Consider the following 19,546-nt stretch of genomic DNA (forward strand, 5'->3'; position numbering starts at 1 on the left):
CAATTATTTCATTGGTATCGCTCTATTTAATATGTCCGAAGTATCCGAGAAAAATCAGCCTTATTCCAGCAAAATTTTAGCAATATCGTTACAAGATCACATTTTGGTCGACCAAAAAAAACAGTAATTGCTCAAATTGGCCTGACCAATTAAGGTGGCTAACCTATCTTAGATGGTCATTCTATCTTATTAGGCCATGCCCCCTACCACTCAACTAGAGATTGCCCCATGGAAAATATCAGTAACACACCAGTTGGTGCTCAGGTTAGCTCTCCAAGTTACGACCGAACCAAGCTAAAATCTCGTATCGTACACATAGGTTTTGGCGCTTTTCATCGTGCTCACCAAGCCCTATTTACTGATGACGTTGCAAGAATCTCTGATAGTGACTGGGGGATCTGTGAAATTAGCCTATTCAGTGGTCAAGACACGATTCGCCAGCTTCAACAGCAAAATGGCTTGTTTAGTGTGGCGGAAAAAGGCGCAGATCAGACAAACGTGAAAATTATCGGTGTCGTGACCGAAGCAATACACCCCAAATTAAACGGCATTGATGGCATCATCGCTAAAATGGCCGAGCCACAAGTCGCAATTATTTCACTGACCATCACCGAAAAAGGCTATTGTATCGACCCTACGACTGGTAAGCTTAACCTCACTAACTCCCTAGTGATTCACGATTTAGCTAACCCAAAAGCACCTCAGTCTGCCTTAGGCTATATCGTGCAAGCACTGGCGCTGCGCCGAGAATTCGGCCATGAACCCGTTTCAATTATGTCGTGTGACAATATTCAAGAAAACGGACATGTTGCTCGCGCAGCCGTGATTGAGTTTGCTCAGCAGATTGATTCAGATTTAGCGAATTGGATTGCTGAGCATATTTCTTTCCCATGCACTATGGTCGACCGAATCGTGCCAGCGGCTAGCCCAGAATCGCTTGCAGAGATTGAGCACAAATTAGGAGTGTACGACCCTTGCGCCATCGCTTGTGAACCCTTTCGCCAATGGGTTATTGAAGACAACTTCGTCGCTGGAAGACCCGAGTGGGAGCTCGCGGGTGCAGAAATCGTTACCGATGTGGTCCCGTATGAAGAAATGAAACTGCGTATGCTGAACGGCAGCCACTCATTTTTGGCCTATCTGGGGTATTTAGCGGGCTACAAAACGATCGCTGACACCATGCAAGACGCAGGGTTTCGTCAAGCTGCTCTTAATATGATGCTACAAGCCCAAGCGCCTTCGCTAAATATGCCGCTTGATACCGATCTCCAAGCGTACGCGAATCGCTTAATTGAACGCTTTACTAATCCGAGCCTACAACACCAAACTTGGCAAATCGCCACCGATGGCAGCCAAAAAATCCCACAACGGCTGTGTGATAGCTTGAAGTTTCACCTTAAGGCTGGAAGTGATTTCAAATGGATTGCGCTCGCCATCGCTGGCTGGATGCGGTATGTATCAGGCGTTGATGAGCAGGGCTGCATCATTGAAGTGCGTGACCCGATGGCGACAATGCTCAAAGAGGTATGCGATAGCCACGGGTTGAATGCTTCTGTTGTGCCTGTTCTTCTCGGCATTGAAGCTATTTTCCCACAAGATATTGGCAGCAATGATAACGTCATAACGGCCGTCACCCTTGCGTATCAATCCCTACTTAAACACGGTGCCAAAGCCGCCGTTAGCCAACTATAATTGGAGAAACACATGAAAGCTTTTCTGTGTGACGACTTCTTATTGTCCAACGATACCGCTTGCTACCTTTATCATGAGCATGCCGCGAGTCAGCCTATTTATGACTATCATTGCCACTTGAATCCTGCGGAAATCGCCCAAGACCGCCAGTTTGAAAATCTCAGCCAAATTTGGCTAGAAGGCGATCACTACAAATGGCGCGCGATGCGCACCGCGGGCATCGATGAACACTTCATTACTGGTGGCGCGAGTGACTACGACAAGTTTCAAGCATGGGCGAAAACAGTCCCAATGGCGCTCGCTAACCCACTCTATCATTGGACACATTTGGAGCTTCGTCGCCCATTTGGCATCAAAAATGCCCTGTTGAGTCCTGACACGGCCGAGCAAATTTGGCACCAAGGTAATCAGCTGCTCGCTCAACCAAATTTTTCCGCGCGTGGTATCATGCAGCGAATGAACGTTCGCATGGTCGGCACCACTGACGATCCCATTGATTCCTTAGTGCATCACAAACAAATTGCAGCGGATAATACCTTCGACATAGAAGTGCTACCTAGTTGGCGACCAGATCGTGTATTCAAAATCGAATTAGAGGGCTTCGCTGAATACCTCGAGCAACTTGGCGAAGCGGCTGATGTCGAAATCGGCAACTATCAACAGCTCCTTATCGCGCTCGACAAACGCTTGGTACACTTTAACCAACACGGTTGCCGTGCAGCTGACCATGGCATTGAAGTCATGCGCTATGCACCAATTCCAAGCGATACCGAGCTTAGTGCTTTGCTATCACGTCGTCTCATGGGAGAGGCTTTGTCAGAAGCCGAAATCGCACAGTTTTCCACAGCCATACAAGTATGGCTTGGCCAACGTTACGCCGAACTCGGTTGGGTGATGCAACTGCATATAGGCGCAATACGAAATAACAACAGCCGTATGCTGTCTCGGCTAGGCGCCAATACCGGATTCGACTCCATCGGCGATAACAATTATGCACGCGAGCTTGCTGGCCTGCTCGATGAGATGGACAAAACCGACAGCCTGCCTAAAACGATTCTTTACTGCCTAAACCCCCGAGACAACGAGATGCTTGCCAGCATGATTGGCAACTTTCAAGGCGAAGGAATCGCCGGAAAAATCCAGTTTGGTTCAGGTTGGTGGTTTAACGATCAAAAAGATGGCATGCAGCGCCAGATAGAACAATTATCGCAGTTTGGTCTACTTAGCCAGTTTGTTGGTATGCTCACTGACTCGAGAAGCTTTCTTTCTTATACGCGCCATGAGTACTTCCGGAGAATTCTGTGTAATCTGTTAGGGACTTGGGTTGAAAATGGCGAACTTCCTAATGATCGTATGTTGCTAGGAAAAATGGTGGAAGACATTTGCTTCAATAATGCCAAAAGATATTTTGCTAGCTAAAGTTCGCGGAACTTACCCTAACTTTTGCGCTAAATAACGCCCAGTCGGACTGATATTGTCACCCAGACTCTCGTCAATATTGGTCCTATTTTCGCTATACTTATCACAAAAATAGTGCTACATTCCCCGCCACTTAGCTCAGGCTACTCAACCGCAACTGTAGAAATCATGATTATGCATGCATTTTACCACTTACTATCAAATAGTGCTCTTTCCTGCCGAGGAGAGATGCTTGCGGTTGTCATAAAACCTTCACAAATTGCTCGTAACATCCTACGCACTCCAACGATTGATACGCGTATTGAGTGTTACTATCGCAATGTTCAACCGTTAAACCCTCCGAGTTGATGCGCTCTTTCCTGACAACGGGGCTTCGCGACTAATCTATTGGCTGAACATCGACCAGGTCGATCATCTACTAGAAGGTAATCTTGTATAAGATAACGATAAGCGGTTGAGCCATAATCCGTTCCTCAGATGAAAGGGCATTCTGTAAAAATTCGTAATGCGCAGCTTCATGCTTTCGTTCGCCAAATATTGGCTGCGATGCTAGACGACTGCGACACTAACTCTACGCAGCATAATTTGCTACCAATGAGTTATTCCATCAAACCTATGTTCATCACCGCATTTGTTCATCAACCGCATTGACGACAGGCATTTCGGAGCTTTCTGCCATGCGTACATTATACAACCAACCATCCACTCGACTTCTGCCAAGTCAGTGGGATCTGTTTGCACTACTGCTAATTTTTAGTGCACTCGTCGCCTTGTTCTGGGCTGGTTCGCACCTTGCTGGGCCCTTTAACATTGGCGACCAACTGTCTATCACACTTAGTCCATGGGCATTACCCGGCTATGCGCTAGAAACTGTATTAAGGATGTTTATTGCCTTAATCTTGTCTTTTATCTTCAGTTTTGTAGTCGGTGTAACTGCCGCGAAAAGCGAGCGTGCAGGGAAAATAATCATTCCTATCATAGATGTCCTGCAATCAGTGCCAATCCTCGGCTATCTGTCTATTTTGATCATCTTTTTTGTTTCTCTTTTCCCTGGCTCATTATTAGGCCCACAGTGCGCGGCAATTTTCGCGGTTTTCACCTCACAAGTGTGGAATATGACGCTGAGCTTTTATCAGTCTTTGCGCACCGTCCCTAAAGAGCTTCGAGAAGCCACCGAGATGTATCAGCTATCAGGATGGCAAAAATTTTGGAAGATGGAAGTTCCGTTCGCCATGCCAGGACTGCTATGGAATGCCATGATGTCGATGTCGGGTGGCTGGTTCTTTGTGGTTGCTTCAGAAGCAATTTCTGTCGGTAACAAAGAAGTCATGCTACCGGGTATTGGCTCTTACATTCAGCAAGCGATTAATCACAGTGATGTCCCTGCAATGGGATACGCAATTCTCGCAATGCTCGCTGTCATCATGCTATACGATCAGCTTTTATTCCGTCCTCTCGTCAGTTGGTCAGAGAAATTCGTCGTATCGGATCTGCCTTCTGAAGGTTCAAGCTCTTGGTTCTTGAGTTTATTAAAACGTGCCAATTGGATGCAAGCCTTCTCTAATATGTGCGCACAACAAGCCAATGCTTTCGTCAATATCGGTATCTTCAAACAAAAGGAATACCGCAAAAACGAACACCGGATGGCCGATATAGAATACGGCACTTTAAGCAAAGGGATCTGGTATAGCGCGCTCGTCGGTATAGCCGCTATCTTTGCCTACTTTACATGGCAGTTTATCTACAAAAGCGGTGATGTTGGCTTGGGCGAAACCTTACATGTATTGCTTCTTGGATTATATACGGGCATTCGCGTTTTTGCTCTTATCTTACTTTGCTCAGCAATTTGGCTTCCAGTGGGTATTTGGATCGGCCTTCGACCAAAGGTGGCGCAAAAAATTCAACCGATTGCACAAGTTCTGGCGGCATTTCCAGCTAACTTGTTCTTTCCGCTGTTTATTATTGCCATCATCCATTTCAACTTAAATGTGGAAATTTGGTGTGCGCCGCTAATGGTATTAGGCACCCAGTGGTACATATTATTCAACGTGATCGCGGGCGCTTCTGCCATACCGCAAGAGCTCAAATTTGCTGCGCAAAACATGCATATCAGTGGCTTTAGTAAATGGTTTAAGTATCTGATTCCCGCAGTGTTCCCTTTTTACATTACTGGCGCTATTACCGCAGCTGGCGGCTCATGGAATGCCAGCATAGTCGCTGAAGTCATGGTGTGGGGAAAAACGAAATTAGTGGCGACAGGACTTGGCTCCTACATTGCCGAAAACACCAGTGCTGGCCACCTACCGCAAATTGCCTTAGGCGTATTAGTGATGTGTTTTTGGGTCACCGCCTTTAACCGAGTATTTTGGCGACGTCTGTATCAATACGCTGAAACTCGTTTCCGTTACTAATCCTCACCTTAGCAATCCAATTTTGTAAGGAATTGAAAATGTCCAATAACAACATCGTTGTTGATGTAAAACAAATATCGAAGGCATTCAAGAAACCAGACAAGCAAGAGCTACTGGTTTTGGAAAACGTAAACTTCACAATGAAAGAAGGCGAAATCGTCGCCTTACTCGGCAAATCTGGTTCGGGTAAATCGACCTTATTGCGAATTATTGCAGGTCTAACTGCGCCTAGCGGGGGCGAAGTTATCTATCGTGGCAACCCGGTGCGTAGCCCAGTTAAAGACATCTCTATGGTCTTTCAAAGCTTTGCGCTAATGCCTTGGCTGACGGTACTGCAAAATGTAGAACTCGGCTTAGAAGCTCGGAAAATATCACGTACTGAGCGTCGCCAATTAGCTCTTGAAGCCGTCGATATGATTGGCCTCGATGGCTTTGAAAATGCTTACCCGCGTGAGCTGTCAGGAGGCATGCGCCAACGTGTGGGCTTTGCTCGTGCCTTAGTTCTAAAGCCAGACTTACTATTGATGGATGAGCCGTTCTCTGCGCTCGATGTCCTCACTTCTGAAAACCTGCGTGACGACCTACTGGAGCTGTGGGAAAAGAACAACGACATGAAAGGCATCCTTTATGTCACTCATAATATCGAAGAAGCGGTACTGACTGCCGATCGCATTATTATCTTTGGTAGTAACCCGGGCTTTATTCGTGGTGAACTGTCTGTCGACCTCCCCCACCCACGCAATGGTCAAGATTCTGCGGTAACTGAACTCATCGATGAAGTCTACCGAATGATGACAACGGCAGAGACCAACGAGTTGCGCGAGCGTATGAACCGCCGCAAAGCGTTGACCATCGCTTATCGCTTACCTGAAGCCGATATTGAAGAGCTTACAGGTTTGTTGGCTGAAGCCTTGGAGATCCAACAACAAGGGCACGCGCTCGATTTGCCGGAGCTTGCGGATCACATCCGACTAGATGTTGACGACTTGTTCCCTATATTGGAAATCTTATCAGTGTTGGGCTTAGCGCAAGTTTCAGACGGAGACATTACCATTACCAGCCTTGGTAAGCAGTATGTTGAGGCTGAAATCACCGACCGTAAAGTAATGTTTTCCACCCAATTGGTGAAGCACATCCCATTGGCACGCCACGTAATTCGTATCTTGAAAGAGCGCCCTAACCATACTGTTCATGAAGCGCGCTTCTTGACCGAGCTCGAAGATCACTTTAGTGACGACGAAGCAAAACGTGTCTTTGAAACCTTCATTGAATGGGCGCGTTACGCGGAAATCATCGAATACGATGCAATATCTGGCATACTCACGTTGGATGAAACGGATTTTTAACTTATACATACGGGATTCTTGCCAGTTTGCATGTTTAGCCTAGCAAGTAATCTTCCTTAAAAAAGCCGCCTGATATTGGCGGCTTTTTCTATTGAATACTATTTCCGCCCTGACGGATTACCTCTAAACAGATCATATTCTTCTCTACAGATTCGGACTCGGACTCGGACTCGGACTCGGACTCGGACTCGGACTCGGACTAATCATCAGACTCTAGTTTGAACTTGTCTACCAACTGGTGAAGATCACCTGATATTTGGTTAAGTTGTTGGCTTTTTGCCGAGGTTTTATCGGCTGTATTCAACGTTGATTGCGCGATCTCGGTTATTTCATGTACTAAACGGTCTAAATTCTCCATGGTACTTTCTTGGGCCGAGGTTTTCGATTCAATGTGATCCATTTTAGTAATTAGACTATCGACTTTTGCGTTAATGCCGGAGAAAGACTCACCCACTTCATTGATCATTTCGCTGGTACTTTTAGTATGCTGAACCCCTTCTTTCATCGCTTTTATTGCTGTTTGAGAGCTTGTTTGCAGGCGTTCGATCACTTCATGTATCTGACCTGTCGATTCTTGAGTACGTGTCGACAGACTACGAACCTCATCGGCAACCACCGCAAAACCTCGCCCTTGTTCACCCGCACGCGCCGCTTCTATCGCCGCATTAAGGGCCAATAAGTTGGTTTGATCGGCAATCGTTTTTATGGCCTCTAAAATAGAGTTGACCCCTTCTACATCGGTCTCTAATTCCTCAATTTGTGACGATACTATGGCGAACTGCTCCGATAAGACATTCACATTGGCAATCGTTTTCTGTACTACAGTATTACCTTCTTGGGCTGAATTGGACGTTTCATTCAACTCATTCACAGAATCGGTAATACTGGTGAATATTTCGTGGGTGCTTTCTTTTACTTCTGACATTGCTTGAGACGTATTGATCGCCAAGTCTTTTTGCTTCGTCACCGACTTTTTAGTATTGGTCGAGTGACACATAATATCTTCCGACTTTTCATTTAAGTGCAGCACGCTCGACTTTATTTGCACTATGATCGTTTCCAGCGATTTAATTAATTCGCGTACGTTGAGTGTAATAATATTGAACTCATTATCTTTTTTTGATACTTCAGGAACTTGTGTAAGATCGCCCGAAGACAACAAACGAAGTTTTTTCACTAGATACTTTAGTGGGCCATTAATAGATCGAATAACGTAATAGCCAAACATCGAAATGAGAGCAAACGCTACGGCAAAAAATACACCAAAGATCATTGGCGTGCGCTGCACTTCAGCTCCAACCGAGTGGAGGAATCGGAACCCATACGCCGCTTCATATTCGACTAACAACTCACACAGCTCATTTAACTCTTCAAACTGTTCAAAGATCTGTGGATCAACCTCATCACCCGAATCGATGCTATCAAGGAGAGCCTCATGCGCTTGCGTCGCAAGAGCTATAATTTCGTCCATCACTTTCAGCGATTTATCATCTCTTGACCATTCTTTTACAACATCTAAATCTTCTAAACCAATTTCATAATGCTCCGAAAGGAGATCGAGCATTTCCTCTTCGTCGATCTCTGCGGTATTGTGTTTAATGGTCGAATACGCATTACGCATCAAAATGAAATTGACTTGTGCAGCACGCGAATAACTGATCGTTTGCAGTGGTCCTTGATAAATTTGCTCAACGTAGCTTCCAAGCTTTACCAAAGATGTAACCGAATAGATCGCTAAAACCAAAATCATTAAAAAGACTAAGATAAAAGTCAATACTAAGGTCTTGATGATTGTTAGCTTCATAAGGCTTATTCAACTATTAGCTTAACTTTCATTTTAGGGTGAATGGCACATTTCAGGTCATGCTCCCCTTTTTCGGTAAAAATAACCGCCGCTATATCTCCTGGTTCTTGCGCCACTAATACCCATGATTTATCTGTTTCATCATAAATATTGTGAGTGATTTTTTTTTCTGAATTAAGGATATATAGAACTTCACCTGCTTTAATTCTCATTTCTTTCGGTTTACGCTTGGGTTTATCGACACCAACACTTTTGAGATAAAAACTTTTTCTCTTTTGAATAAGAGCGACTGACGTGTCTTTATTCGCTTCATATTCCTGCTTGGCTTTATCACCTTGAGTGACTTCGGTTGAAGCGTGAACACCTACAGATAGGCCCAGCAATACCAACATAGCTAAGTAATAACGTTTCATAATTACCTCGGCAACAAAGGAAGAGAAGTTGGCTCATCTTGGCTCGTCAGGGCTCGCATGAAGGCCACCAGCTGTTTCTTCTCTTCTTTAGTGAGATCTATTGGTTCAATTTCATCCGACAAACTTGGTCGACTTATAAACCCTGAATTATAGTGCTCAACGACTTCTTCCAAAGTCCCTATCGAGCCGTCATGCATATACGGACCACGTAAGTCGATGTTACGCAACCCCACGGTCTTAAAGGCAAACTGCATTTTTTCCATATTGGGAAGTAACTTGCCTCGGCCAATATCATCAGTCGGTAAGCCTATATCATGAAAACTGCTATCAGAAAAAGTCCAGCTCGAGTGACAGCTTCCACAGTTCGCTTTACCGGTAAATACCATAAAGCCTTGTTTTTCTTCATCAGTTAATGCACCTTCATCCCCGTTTATCCAGCGATCAAAAGGAGCCTCTCCAGATATTACCGTTCTTTCAAACGTAGCGATCGCCTTTCCCACGTTCTGCACATTAATTGGATGGGGGTCTTGAGGAAACGCTTGTTTGAACATCACCACGTAGCCGGGAATACTCGCTAGAACGGTCGGTAACTTTTTCAGATCCATATTCATTTCGGCAGTCGATTCCATTGGGCCAAGAGCTTGCTCCTCTAGCGTTGCCTTACGCCCATCCCACATATAAATTTCATCCCATGCGAGATTCAGGATCGTCGGCGATTTCCTGCCAAGCCTCTGATGTTGATGCCCAACCCCGAGCCCCATACCATCTCCCCAAGAAAAACTTGGGTTATGGCAAGTCGCACAAGATTGTGTCCCAGAATCCGACAACCTAGGATCAAAATATAATGCTTTCCCTAGCACCAATTTTTGCTGAGTTAGTGGGTTATCTTCCGGAAAAGGAATACTATCTGGTCGAGCATACTCTTCTTTTAATTCAGAAATTTCAATCACTTCTATTTCTTCTGAAAAAGCTGAAAATGATAAGAAAGACACCAGTAATATAAGTGTACGCGACATGTTGAGTATCCCCCCTGACCAAAAATCTCTCTAGAGTAATTAATAGGCTATAAAGGACAGAATTCAAGTTATTGCATAGCGGATTCACTATACCTTCAGGCTAGGTTTATCGCCTATTGGATATCGTTTAGTGACACCGTAATTTATTGGTAGGGGGGCTTTATTACTGAAGTTTGCTTACGCAAGTCTGTGTTTTAAAAACACATAGAGGGTATTAAACAGAGAGAGAGAGAAAGTAGCCGAAGCTACTTTCTCTCTGACAAGAACTTATTTATTTAAGTTTAACAATGGGAAAGGCTGGCTGCTTTTTCCATTCAAGAAATAAAATTTGCTCGATGGGTCTTTCGCCATTTTCGCTAACGTATTCAAAGACTGAAGTTGTATATACCCTTTGCCTGCTTTGCTGAGCGCTTTTTCTACTTTCGTAATTTTATATGCTTCAGCATCTGCTAACGTTTTAGTCTTTTGCGCTTCTGCTTTAGCAAGAATCGCGGTTTTCTTAGCAATTTGAGCGGCGGCTTCTGCATCAGCTTTGGCTTGTGCTACTTTTTGTTGTGAGGCAATGGCAATACGCTGCAGTTCTGCTTTCTCTTGCTGAACTTGCTGCTCGCGCACCTTCTTCGATTTGATTGCTTGCACAATATATTCAGGTAATTTTGTATTACTTAGCAAGACCTGCTGCACCTCTATGCCATATTGAGCGAGACGATCACTCAGCAATATCTGCATATTATCTTGCATCTTATTCTGAGTAGAACTATCAAAGAAGTCTTCAGCCTTTGGTACCGTCTTCGCGACATCACGTAGTACGGAATAAAGTTGGCTGCGTAGTTTCACCTCCACCAACTGCTGAGCTGTTCCCGTATTCTCAAGGATCTTAGGAGTCATGGCCGCATTGATTCGGTATTGGATTCGTACATCAATTTCTGATGTTAATTGATCTTGAGTTGGAACAGGTACACTAGCAAACAGCAACGACTTGTTCCGTACATCGAAAACCGTCAGCTTTTCCAATGGATTAATAAAGTGAAAACCATTTTGATATACCTTAGGCTGAACTTTACCGAACAATGTCGCGACTTCGACATGTCCTGCCCGCACAGACGTAAATGCGTTCATCATTAAAATTATCCCTACGATGCCAATAAAGGCGAACAGTGAGACTTTCTTTGTTCTTGATTTCATTTTTTGGGTATTTTCTGCGCTATACACAATAGAATTCCTCTGATAAAAACAAAAAGCCCAGCAAGATTGCTGGGCTTCATTTATAAATGATGTTACTGATTTTCTAATTGAACCTGAGGCCGAGGCTTAGCTCTAAACAGTCGATGCGCGACCATAATCGCGATGAACACAATCAATGCACCATAGTTAGTCATTACATTGAATACCGTCAGCTTCATTTCTAGTGCTTGACCCGCAATGATCAATGCAATGAAAATCATGGAAATGATCGGAGCATAAGGGAACATCTTAGCCGTGTACTTCAGTTTAGAAGTATCCCCTTTCAGAACTTTCTTCCGGAAACAATAGTGGCTCAACGCAATACCAAACCAAGCAATAAAGCCGCATAAAGCTGAAATATTCAACAAGATAGTGAACAGTTGGCCGCTGCCGGTCAATGATGATAAGAAAACAGCTGAGCCTACCACTGCTGTCGCCATCAAAGCGTATATTGGTAAACCGAATGACGTTGTCTTAGCAAAAATTTTCGGTGCTTGTCCTTTATCACCCATGTACCAAAGAGTACGGGTAGACGAGTACATGCTTGCATTAGCTGCAGAGATCACAGCAATCAATACGATGAAGTTCAAAACATTCGTCGCGATGCCTGTGTTGAAATACTGCTGGAACACTAAAGTAAATGGGCTAGATTCAACACTGTCACCATGAGCCAGACTCGGGTCATTGAAAGGCACGAGTAAGCTGATTAGTAACGTCGACAATACATAAAACAATAGTAAACGCCAGAATACGCTACGGACTGCCTTCGGGATGTTCTTCTCAGGATCTTTCGTTTCACCAGCACTGATGCCTATCAGCTCACAGCCTTGAAATGAAAATCCAGCGATTAAAAAGACACTTATAAACCCTGACCAGCCGTTGTGGAATGGTCCATCTGCGATGGTGAAATTGTGTGTACCAAGATGAGGCTGAGTAAACAACAAACATGTCGCCAAAACGATAAAGATGATGATCACTGCTACTTTCATGAAAGACATGATGTATTCGGTTTCACCAAATACTTTCACTGAAAACAGATTAACGCCAAGGATCAGGATAAAGAAAAGGCCAGAGACTAAAACGGGGGACATATCCGGAAACCAAAACTTAACGATAATTGTCGCCGCAGAAATTTCAGCAGCAATGGTAATCGCCCAGTTGAACCAATAATTGTAGCCCATCGCGAAACCAAACGATGAATTAACATATTCCGTTGAATATTCACAAAACGAACCAGTCGTTGGTTTGTGCGTTGCCATTTCCCCTAGGCTAGTGATAAGAAAATAGACCATGATGGCAATCAAACTATAAGCGGCTATCGCTCCACCAGGTCCAGCAACTGAGATTGCATAGCCACTCGCGAGGAAGATCCCCGTACCAATCGAGCCGCCAAGCGCAATCATGTTAAGATGCCTTGCTTTTAAATTTCTTACTAACATTCGCGTTCCGTAAATAAATTAACCAAATTCGACTCTTTAGCGAACTAAACGCTAAAGCCATCGACAATCATTTTCAATGCCTAAACTGTTGTCCAAAACAACGAAAAACAAACTTTCAGCGAGCTTGTTCAAGATGAGCATGGGAATCGGACTTTTTACCATTTTGGAGGGATGAAATCCAGTCTGATACGACAAAATATCATGAAAAAGCCTGCTAGCTTTCCCTTGGACAAACCTCACCTGATGCCAACCCCATAACCTTCCATTGTTCAATATAAAAACAGAGTAAAACACCACCATGGCAACTTGTGCCATAAAGTAAAGAAGGTTAGACTGCCTCAAAGAAGAACCTTATCCTCTCTCTTCGCCAAATACAGTTACATGACCCACATAGTTTTACATCGTCAGGTAAAACTATGGGAAGGTATTCATTATCCCTTCTTAGAGCTGGACTCAATAATCTGACTCTCGTACCAAATAGGGCCGAAATTTAACATCCGACTTCCCGTCGGCAGATACGCCCCTTTCAAGTATTTTTGAGATAACCCGTTTGCTGCAACTTGTAGCATTCCTTTTCTCAGCGTTCGTTGAGAAAATCCTATCGAGGAGCCTTTATGACACAACATCGGCTAAGTGAACGTACCATTCGCTTCCTGATCATTATGATATTCTTGGCAGCTGCCATGGAAACGGACATCTACCTACCCGCATTCCCGGATATCATGCATGCCTTCGCGACGAACGAAGTCATGATCCAACGCATTTTGAGTTTTAACTTTCTGGGAGTATGTGTCGCGTCATTAATTCATGGGCCAGCTTCCGATTCGTTTGGCCGTAAGCGCGTGCTCAATGTCGGTTACATTTTATTTATCACAGCCAGCTTTGGTTGTGTATTCTCAAGCAGTATTAATATGCTGATTTTCTGGCGATTTGTTCAGGGTTTCGGTAGCGCAGCGTGCTTTATTATTGGCGCATCTGTTGTCTTTGACTTATATAAAGCCGAGAAAGCCGCAAAGTTAGTTGGTGACCTAAATAGTCTGGTTGTCAGCCTAATCGCTTTTGCGCCTATGATTGGTGGCTGGATCAACTATACCCTAGGCTTCCACTTTAACTTTTTGTTTATTGCTGGCTTGGCGTTGATTTCCGGTGCCATCTGCTGGCTGAAGTTGCCTGAATCATTACCCATTGAAAAGCGTAAGCCCTTCTCGGCAAGAGAGATTGGTGGTAATTATCTTACTGTGTTGAAAAATGGTAACTTTTGGGCCAACACTATTATTACAACCATGATATTTTCTGGATACATGGTATTTATCTCCAATATGTCCCTGATCTATGTTGATAAACTGCATGTCGAAAAAGCCCACTTTCCTTTCTATCAAGTCAGTTTGCTTATCGCCTTCGTTATTGCCAGCCTGAACAGTGGCCGCTTAATCGGTTGGTTTGGCTTGGAAAAAATGAAAAGCGTCGGTTTCACTATTCTGGTGCTCTCCACTATCTTAATGTGGTCAATGCCAGTGGCTTGGCAACAAACACCGATGTACATCACGGGCGCTATGGTTCTCTACTCGTTGGGTGCAGGTATAAGTATCGGAATATTCTTTACCAAAGCAATGGAAGCAAGCACAGGTCAAACGGGAATAAGCGCTTCTTTGCTTACTTCCATTCGCCTTGCTCTCGTCGCCCTTCTCATCGACATCAGTAGCGACGTCTATGACGGCACGATGACAACCGTAGTGAGAGTCATTGCTGGATGTATTACCGTTGGCGTTATCATTTATTGGTTGAATGCTGCTGCAAACAAAAAAACGAATAAAACACCTACTCAAATTCCGAACGGTTAATGCCTAACAAGCTACTGTACAACGAAAACCATCACTGCTCGTAAAAGCTAAAAAGCAACCTAGCCGAAAGTTAGGTTGCTTTTTTATTGCAGCGATAAACCACAAGCCTGGTTAGAATATAATTTAGGAATTTCTTAACCTTGTGGTATCAAAACGGCTAGTTGCGTCACTGAAATGTAAGCTTTGCTTAAACCTTAACATTGTGACTCGAATTACAATTCATGACTAATCATGATGTTTATTTCCTTAAAGCCTTTGTCGCGCACAGGAACCAGAGCTTGATATTCAGGCAGGTTAAACAATGTTTTAATTACATCGTCTGATTCAAACTTCATGACCAACACCATTCCTACCGGATTCCCTTTCAGAACCTCACTGACTTTCGAACGAGAAACTAACTCAGCGCCCGCTTGAGCAAATAATGGCATTACACCTTGTAGATATTCTTGAACCGACGCCATTTCATTAGGGTTGGGGGTAGCAGTAACAACTAGTAAAGAATATGTGCTCATAGGTCCTCCAAATGACCAGTAGAAACGTTAACAGAACGATCGTTCTGGTATAGACTATAATTCGATCATAAATAGAAATCAACAAGGATACACCCCTATGCCGAGAACCAAATCTTATGACCGAAATACTGTGATTGATAAGGCCATCGATTTGTTTCAACGCCACGGCTTTGCCGTCGCCTCCTCGCAGATGCTAGTAGAAACGTTAGGTATTAGTCGGTTTAGTCTATACGCTGAATTTGAAAGTAAGCAGAAGCTGTTTAAAATAGCTCTTGACCGATACAACCAAACAAATGTTGAGCGAAACTTCAGTCCTCTAGAAACACCAGAGGCTGGATTAGGCGAGATCCGTAGTTTATTTAGGTTTTTCGCACAAGCGATCGATGGTCATGCGGCGGGCTTGGGCTGCCTATTATGCAATACGGCCGTGGAATTTGGGCCAAGTGACCCCAGCGGAGAAGAATTCATTAATAAGTATTTCGCCCGAATCACCAATGCATTCTATAACGCGCTTGGGAACGCAGAGCGACATGGAAAACTTCAAGGGGTGGTGTCACTAAAAGAAGAGGCTGATTTTCTGACGACATCTATTTTGGGTCTTTTTGTGATGCTTCGGGCCAATGCACCAGCACAAATCGTAAAAAGCGCCGTCACCGCGGGTATCCGGCATGTCGATAATCTTGCCCGTAGCTCTTAGCTCTTAGCTCTTAGCTCTTAGCTCTTAGCTCTTAGCTCTTAGCTCTTAGCTCTTAGCTCTTAGCTCTTAGCTCTTAGCAAGGTATGGTAAGCCACTTTCGTAGTGGCTACGGAGGTTTATTTAGATTTGAGGCCAGCGAGTTTGGCACGGCACCAAGCCAGAGCCTCTTCTTCACTATCCACGTAGTAGATCTCAAGCTCTAACTCACTGGTGCTCTCTGCAATACTCTCTTGCAAACAAGTCATATGAGGGCTAGCAATGACCGCGTGGAACCGAAAACCCAGTTCTACAAACCCGACAACGGCAGAGTTAACGACGTCTAACGCTTCAGGCGTAGCCGACTTCCAGCCAGTCATATCTGCGATCCCAGCCCATTGCTCATCAGAAAAAGAGTTTACAAAAAATCGCTCTTGCTCTCGCATCACATCACGCGCCGTTTCTAAGTTCCACGAACCAAGCAAACGTGCGATATGAATATGCTCTGGGTAGTACGATTTATCAAGAACGTAGAAACCGTGCTTATTCTTATGCCCTTTCATCATTGCACTTCACCAATCTTTTTTCTGTCATTACGGCTTAAATTCATTAACCGAGAATGAATAAGGTGTAAGAAAGTATAGTCGTAAAAAGACACCTTGTTTCCACAGTTATCGCTACCATAGTGACAGCAACAGCTGCTCTCAGCATTCGCTGTTATCAATAATCGCTGTTATCAATAATAGTGATTGGCGGTGGTAATAGCTGTCGATAGTCGTAATGAAAGCCCTAGATTGGGGCGGTAACCGCTACTGAGTGTCACAGCGAATAGTTGTAATCACTATCTCACTCAATTGTCTAAGGGTTCCCGCTTCAGGCTGTGTGTGTGAGAACGTTCTTAAACCATAGATACTCATTACGATATATTGTGCGAGCAGCATCGTGTCTTTATCTTGGCTGATCTCTCCATTCGTTTTGGCCCGTTCTAACTGATGTTGAAACGCGCTGTGCCATTCTTTCAAAATACTGCTGATCAATACTTCGACTTCTTGATCTTGTGGAGCAAGCTCGCTTAACGCCTTTTGCAACAAGCAATCTTTTATTTCATCACGTTCGCATTCATCGACCACTTGTGCAATATACGCTTCAATTCCGGCGATCACCGAGTCTGACTCAGAGAACAGCGCTGCGAATTCATCCCGACGCTCACGACGGTAATGTTCTAGCGCCGCCAATAACAAACCACGTTTATTGGTAAATGCACAATAAATGGATCCCGGATGCAGGCCAGTCGCTTTTTTTAGATCCTGCATACTCGTTTGGTTGTACCCTTTGGCGATAAACGCATCCATGGCAGACCGCAATACTTCTTCACGATTAAACTCAGCGCTGCGCACTATATACCTCTCTATCACCGTAAAATTGAATCTTAAACAAATTTGAATGATCGTTCAAATTCAACTTGAACGATCATTCAAAATCATTTAACTTGAACGCGTGTTCAAATTACTGAGAAAATCATCATGGATAATCTGTTTACCCCTCTCGCGCTGAACGATTCTATCACGTTAAACAACCGCATTGTCATGGCTCCCTTAACCCGTTGTATGGCCGACGATAACTTAGTACCAACTCAACAAATGGCTGAGTATTATGCGCGCAGAGCTGAGGCTGGCTTGATTATTTCAGAAGCGGTCATTATCCGCCCAGATGCTCAGGGCTACCCCAACGTTCCCGGTCTATTTAGCGAGGCGCAAATCCAAGGCTGGCGTAAAGTTACTGATGCTGTTCACGGTAATGGAGGCAAAATTTTCGCCCAACTTTGGCACACTGGTCGCGTTGCACACCCATTTTTCTTCGGCGGAGAAACCGTCGCCCCATCGGCTATCGCCTTTGATGGGACCGTACCTCGTATGCGCGAGTTAGTTTATACCGTACCAAAAGCACTAAACCCAACAGAAATAGAACAGTTACTCACCGACTACGCACAAGCTGCCGAAAATGCAATTGACGCAGGGTTTGATGGCGTCGAAATTCATGGAGCAAATGGCTATCTGATCGATCAATTCCTACACTACTCAACGAACATTCGTGAAGATGAGTTTGGCGGAACGCCAGAGAACATGGTTCGCTTTCCATTAGCTGTGATTGATGCCATCACCAAACGGATTGGCGAGCAACGTACCGCGCTTAGGTTGTCTCCGGCTGCCTACCACTACATTGATAGTGACGATCGCGACAGACAAGTATTCGACCATTATCTATTGGAACTAGAAAAGCGCAGTCTTGCGTACATACATGCAGGTATTTTTGATGACAGCGCCGTTTACCCACACCTCGATGGCACCGTCTCCAACTACCTTCGCTCGCATTACAGTAAAACCTTAATTGGCGTGGGCAGCTATACTGCGCAATCAGGCGGTGAAGCAATTGAAAACAACAAATTTGATTTACTGGCGATTGGCCGACCTTTCATTGCTAACCCTGACTATGTATCGAGAGTAAAAACAGGAAAACCACTGGTTGAGTACTCTGCTGAGATGTTAGCTGAACTCGTATAAGACAACAAAGAGCCACACGATTTAAAGTCGTGTGGCTCTTTAGTCATGTCGCTTTAGTAATGCTGTTCCACTCTAAATATGCTGAGTATTACGCTAACTCTGGCTGGTGTCGCATGAACTCCAACTCGGAAGCCGTTTTAGTTGGAAGGAATTCGGTCACTTGATAGTCACCTAATCCATGTTGCTTAAATGGGTCTTCATTTAACACCTGCTCAAGCTCTTCTCGACTCGACGCTTTTGCTAAAATCACACCACCTGTGCGCGGCTCTTTTCTACCTGACGCTAGAAATACGCCTTGCTGATAATACTTATCCAAATATTCCACATGAGCAGCTAGATGCTTTTCCACCTCTGATAGCTCGCACGTATAACAGATCGATACAATAAACATTCTGTTTCATCCTAAGTTGAGTTTATTTTCGGAATAGAATATTAACATAAGCTTATACGCACTAGTAAGCATATCTCGCTAGCACTCCACCTTCGCTAGTGGAGCTCACTTGAGCGTCTCTGTAGGTGTAGAATACGCCGACAGCGAAACGTGGTTCCCACCAGTATTCAGCGCTGAGCTTCCAGATATCTTCATCTATAATGCGGCTTCTGCTAAGCTCACCGGTTAAATTCAGTTCGAACGTTTTTATTGGTCGATACGTAATAGTTAAATCAAGACCATAGATTGAGGCGGTGTCGCTAGAGATTTGCTGGTTGGTAATGTCATTGGTTACGGTAGACCACAATACGCCAAAACGCGCACGTGAAGAAAAGTCCAATTGTTCATTATAACTGTATTTGTAACCGACCCCGGGGCGTAACGTATAGTATTCGTTGGTTTGATTTTCTGGGTGTACAAACCGAGCTGCGTAGTCAGTGACGAGCAGCCAGTTTTCTTTGTACAACATGCTCCCACCGACACCGACTGCGGTTACGTTGCTGTTGTCACCAAAATCTGAGTTATTCGAGCCAGAGTTCGCATCAACATACAAATAATCATAAGTGATTTTTCCTGCCGGTGAGCCGTCTTGTGCCAAGGCAAAAGGACAAAATACAGCTAACGAGCAGCCAGCAAGTTGAGTGAGGGGTCGTCGATTCCGCGCCGTCTGCATTCCATACCTCAATTAATCATCCTGATTATAACTAAGGTTAACAAACACGCAGAAAAAGGCTAAACAATCATTGGGATGAGTGAGCTAGATAA

The 19,546-nt window shown here is 44.4% G+C and carries 18 protein-coding genes; 8 read left to right on the forward strand and 10 right to left on the reverse strand.

Annotated elements, in window-relative coordinates; translation table 11 throughout:
- Nucleotides 1–228 precede the first annotated feature (228 nt).
- The 5 genes from L4C34_RS18255 (at nt 229) to L4C34_RS18275 (ending at nt 6,868) form a co-directional block, all read left to right on the forward strand.
- Nucleotides 229–1,692: a mannitol dehydrogenase family protein gene (locus L4C34_RS18255; RefSeq protein WP_428790754.1), complete on the forward strand. Its 1,464-nt coding sequence runs from the start codon at nt 229–231 to the stop codon at nt 1,690–1,692.
- Between the two features lie 12 nt (nt 1,693–1,704).
- Entirely contained in the window at nt 1,705–3,111 is a 1,407-nt protein-coding gene (gene uxaC, locus L4C34_RS18260; RefSeq protein ID WP_428790755.1) for a glucuronate isomerase, read from the forward strand.
- A gap of 477 nt (nt 3,112–3,588) precedes the next feature.
- Nucleotides 3,589–3,762, forward strand: coding sequence for a hypothetical protein (locus L4C34_RS18265; RefSeq protein WP_428790756.1), 174 nt, complete (start codon nt 3,589–3,591; stop codon nt 3,760–3,762).
- Nucleotides 3,763–3,788: 26 nt separating this feature from the next.
- Nucleotides 3,789–5,522, forward strand: coding sequence for an ABC transporter permease (locus L4C34_RS18270; RefSeq protein ID WP_428790757.1), 1,734 nt, complete (start codon nt 3,789–3,791; stop codon nt 5,520–5,522).
- A 38-nt stretch (nt 5,523–5,560) separates the two neighbouring features.
- Nucleotides 5,561–6,868, forward strand: a complete 1,308-nt coding sequence (locus L4C34_RS18275; RefSeq protein ID WP_428790758.1) for an ABC transporter ATP-binding protein — start codon at nt 5,561–5,563, stop codon at nt 6,866–6,868.
- 199 nt (nt 6,869–7,067) lie between these two features.
- Here the strand turns inward: L4C34_RS18275 and L4C34_RS18280 are convergent, their stop codons facing one another.
- The 5 genes from L4C34_RS18280 to L4C34_RS18300 all read right to left on the reverse strand — a co-directional run bounded on the left by L4C34_RS18280 (nt 7,068) and on the right by L4C34_RS18300 (nt 12,764).
- Nucleotides 7,068–8,672, reverse strand: coding sequence for a methyl-accepting chemotaxis protein (locus tag L4C34_RS18280; RefSeq protein ID WP_428790759.1), 1,605 nt, complete (start codon nt 8,670–8,672; stop codon nt 7,068–7,070).
- Nucleotides 8,673–8,677: 5 nt separating this feature from the next.
- On the reverse strand, nt 8,678–9,085 hold the full coding sequence (locus tag L4C34_RS18285; protein WP_428790760.1) for a cupredoxin domain-containing protein: 408 nt from the start codon (nt 9,083–9,085) through the stop codon (nt 8,678–8,680).
- A 2-nt stretch (nt 9,086–9,087) separates the two neighbouring features.
- Nucleotides 9,088–10,101, reverse strand: coding sequence for a cytochrome-c peroxidase (locus L4C34_RS18290; protein ID WP_428790761.1), 1,014 nt, complete (start codon nt 10,099–10,101; stop codon nt 9,088–9,090).
- 267 nt (nt 10,102–10,368) lie between these two features.
- Nucleotides 10,369–11,223, reverse strand: a complete 855-nt coding sequence (locus L4C34_RS18295; protein WP_428790762.1) for an SPFH domain-containing protein — start codon at nt 11,221–11,223, stop codon at nt 10,369–10,371.
- A 155-nt stretch (nt 11,224–11,378) separates the two neighbouring features.
- Nucleotides 11,379–12,764 carry an amino acid permease gene (locus tag L4C34_RS18300; protein WP_428790763.1) on the reverse strand — a complete coding sequence of 462 codons (1,386 nt, stop codon included), beginning with the start codon at nt 12,762–12,764 and terminating at the stop codon, nt 11,379–11,381.
- 614 nt (nt 12,765–13,378) lie between these two features.
- Here L4C34_RS18300 and L4C34_RS18305 point away from each other — a divergent pair.
- Nucleotides 13,379–14,605, forward strand: coding sequence for a multidrug effflux MFS transporter (locus tag L4C34_RS18305; protein ID WP_428790764.1), 1,227 nt, complete (start codon nt 13,379–13,381; stop codon nt 14,603–14,605).
- Nucleotides 14,606–14,817: 212 nt separating this feature from the next.
- Here L4C34_RS18305 and L4C34_RS18310 read toward each other — a convergent pair whose 3' ends face one another.
- On the reverse strand, nt 14,818–15,117 hold the full coding sequence (locus tag L4C34_RS18310) for a DUF1330 domain-containing protein (protein ID WP_428790765.1): 300 nt from the start codon (nt 15,115–15,117) through the stop codon (nt 14,818–14,820).
- Nucleotides 15,118–15,214: 97 nt separating this feature from the next.
- Here L4C34_RS18310 and L4C34_RS18315 point away from each other — a divergent pair, with 97 nt between their 5' ends.
- Nucleotides 15,215–15,814 carry a TetR/AcrR family transcriptional regulator gene (locus L4C34_RS18315; RefSeq protein ID WP_428790766.1) on the forward strand — a complete coding sequence of 200 codons (600 nt, stop codon included), beginning with the start codon at nt 15,215–15,217 and terminating at the stop codon, nt 15,812–15,814.
- A gap of 116 nt (nt 15,815–15,930) precedes the next feature.
- Here the strand turns inward: L4C34_RS18315 and L4C34_RS18320 are convergent, their stop codons facing one another.
- Together L4C34_RS18320 and L4C34_RS18325 are read right to left on the reverse strand one after the other, a co-directional pair.
- The gene (locus L4C34_RS18320) at nt 15,931–16,356 is read right to left on the reverse strand and encodes a hypothetical protein (RefSeq protein WP_428790767.1); all 426 of its coding nucleotides are present in this window, start codon (nt 16,354–16,356) and stop codon (nt 15,931–15,933) included.
- A gap of 243 nt (nt 16,357–16,599) precedes the next feature.
- A complete protein-coding gene (locus L4C34_RS18325; RefSeq protein ID WP_428790768.1) occupies nt 16,600–17,187 on the reverse strand; it encodes a TetR/AcrR family transcriptional regulator in 588 nt (195 codons plus the stop codon).
- 123 nt (nt 17,188–17,310) lie between these two features.
- On the opposite strand from L4C34_RS18325, the gene L4C34_RS18330 reads away from it, so the two are divergent.
- A complete protein-coding gene (locus L4C34_RS18330) occupies nt 17,311–18,351 on the forward strand; it encodes an alkene reductase (RefSeq protein WP_428790783.1) in 1,041 nt (346 codons plus the stop codon).
- A gap of 88 nt (nt 18,352–18,439) precedes the next feature.
- On the opposite strand, the gene L4C34_RS18335 is transcribed toward L4C34_RS18330, so the two are convergent.
- Together L4C34_RS18335 and L4C34_RS18340 are read right to left on the reverse strand one after the other, a co-directional pair.
- Entirely contained in the window at nt 18,440–18,742 is a 303-nt protein-coding gene (locus L4C34_RS18335; RefSeq protein WP_428790769.1) for a YciI family protein, read from the reverse strand.
- A gap of 61 nt (nt 18,743–18,803) precedes the next feature.
- Entirely contained in the window at nt 18,804–19,454 is a 651-nt protein-coding gene (locus L4C34_RS18340; protein WP_428790770.1) for a porin family protein, read from the reverse strand.
- Between the last annotated feature and the right edge of the window lie 92 nt (nt 19,455–19,546).

The sequence above is a fragment of the Vibrio profundum genome (assembly GCF_050337555.1).
Lineage (GTDB): Bacteria > Pseudomonadota > Gammaproteobacteria > Enterobacterales > Vibrionaceae > Vibrio > Vibrio profundum.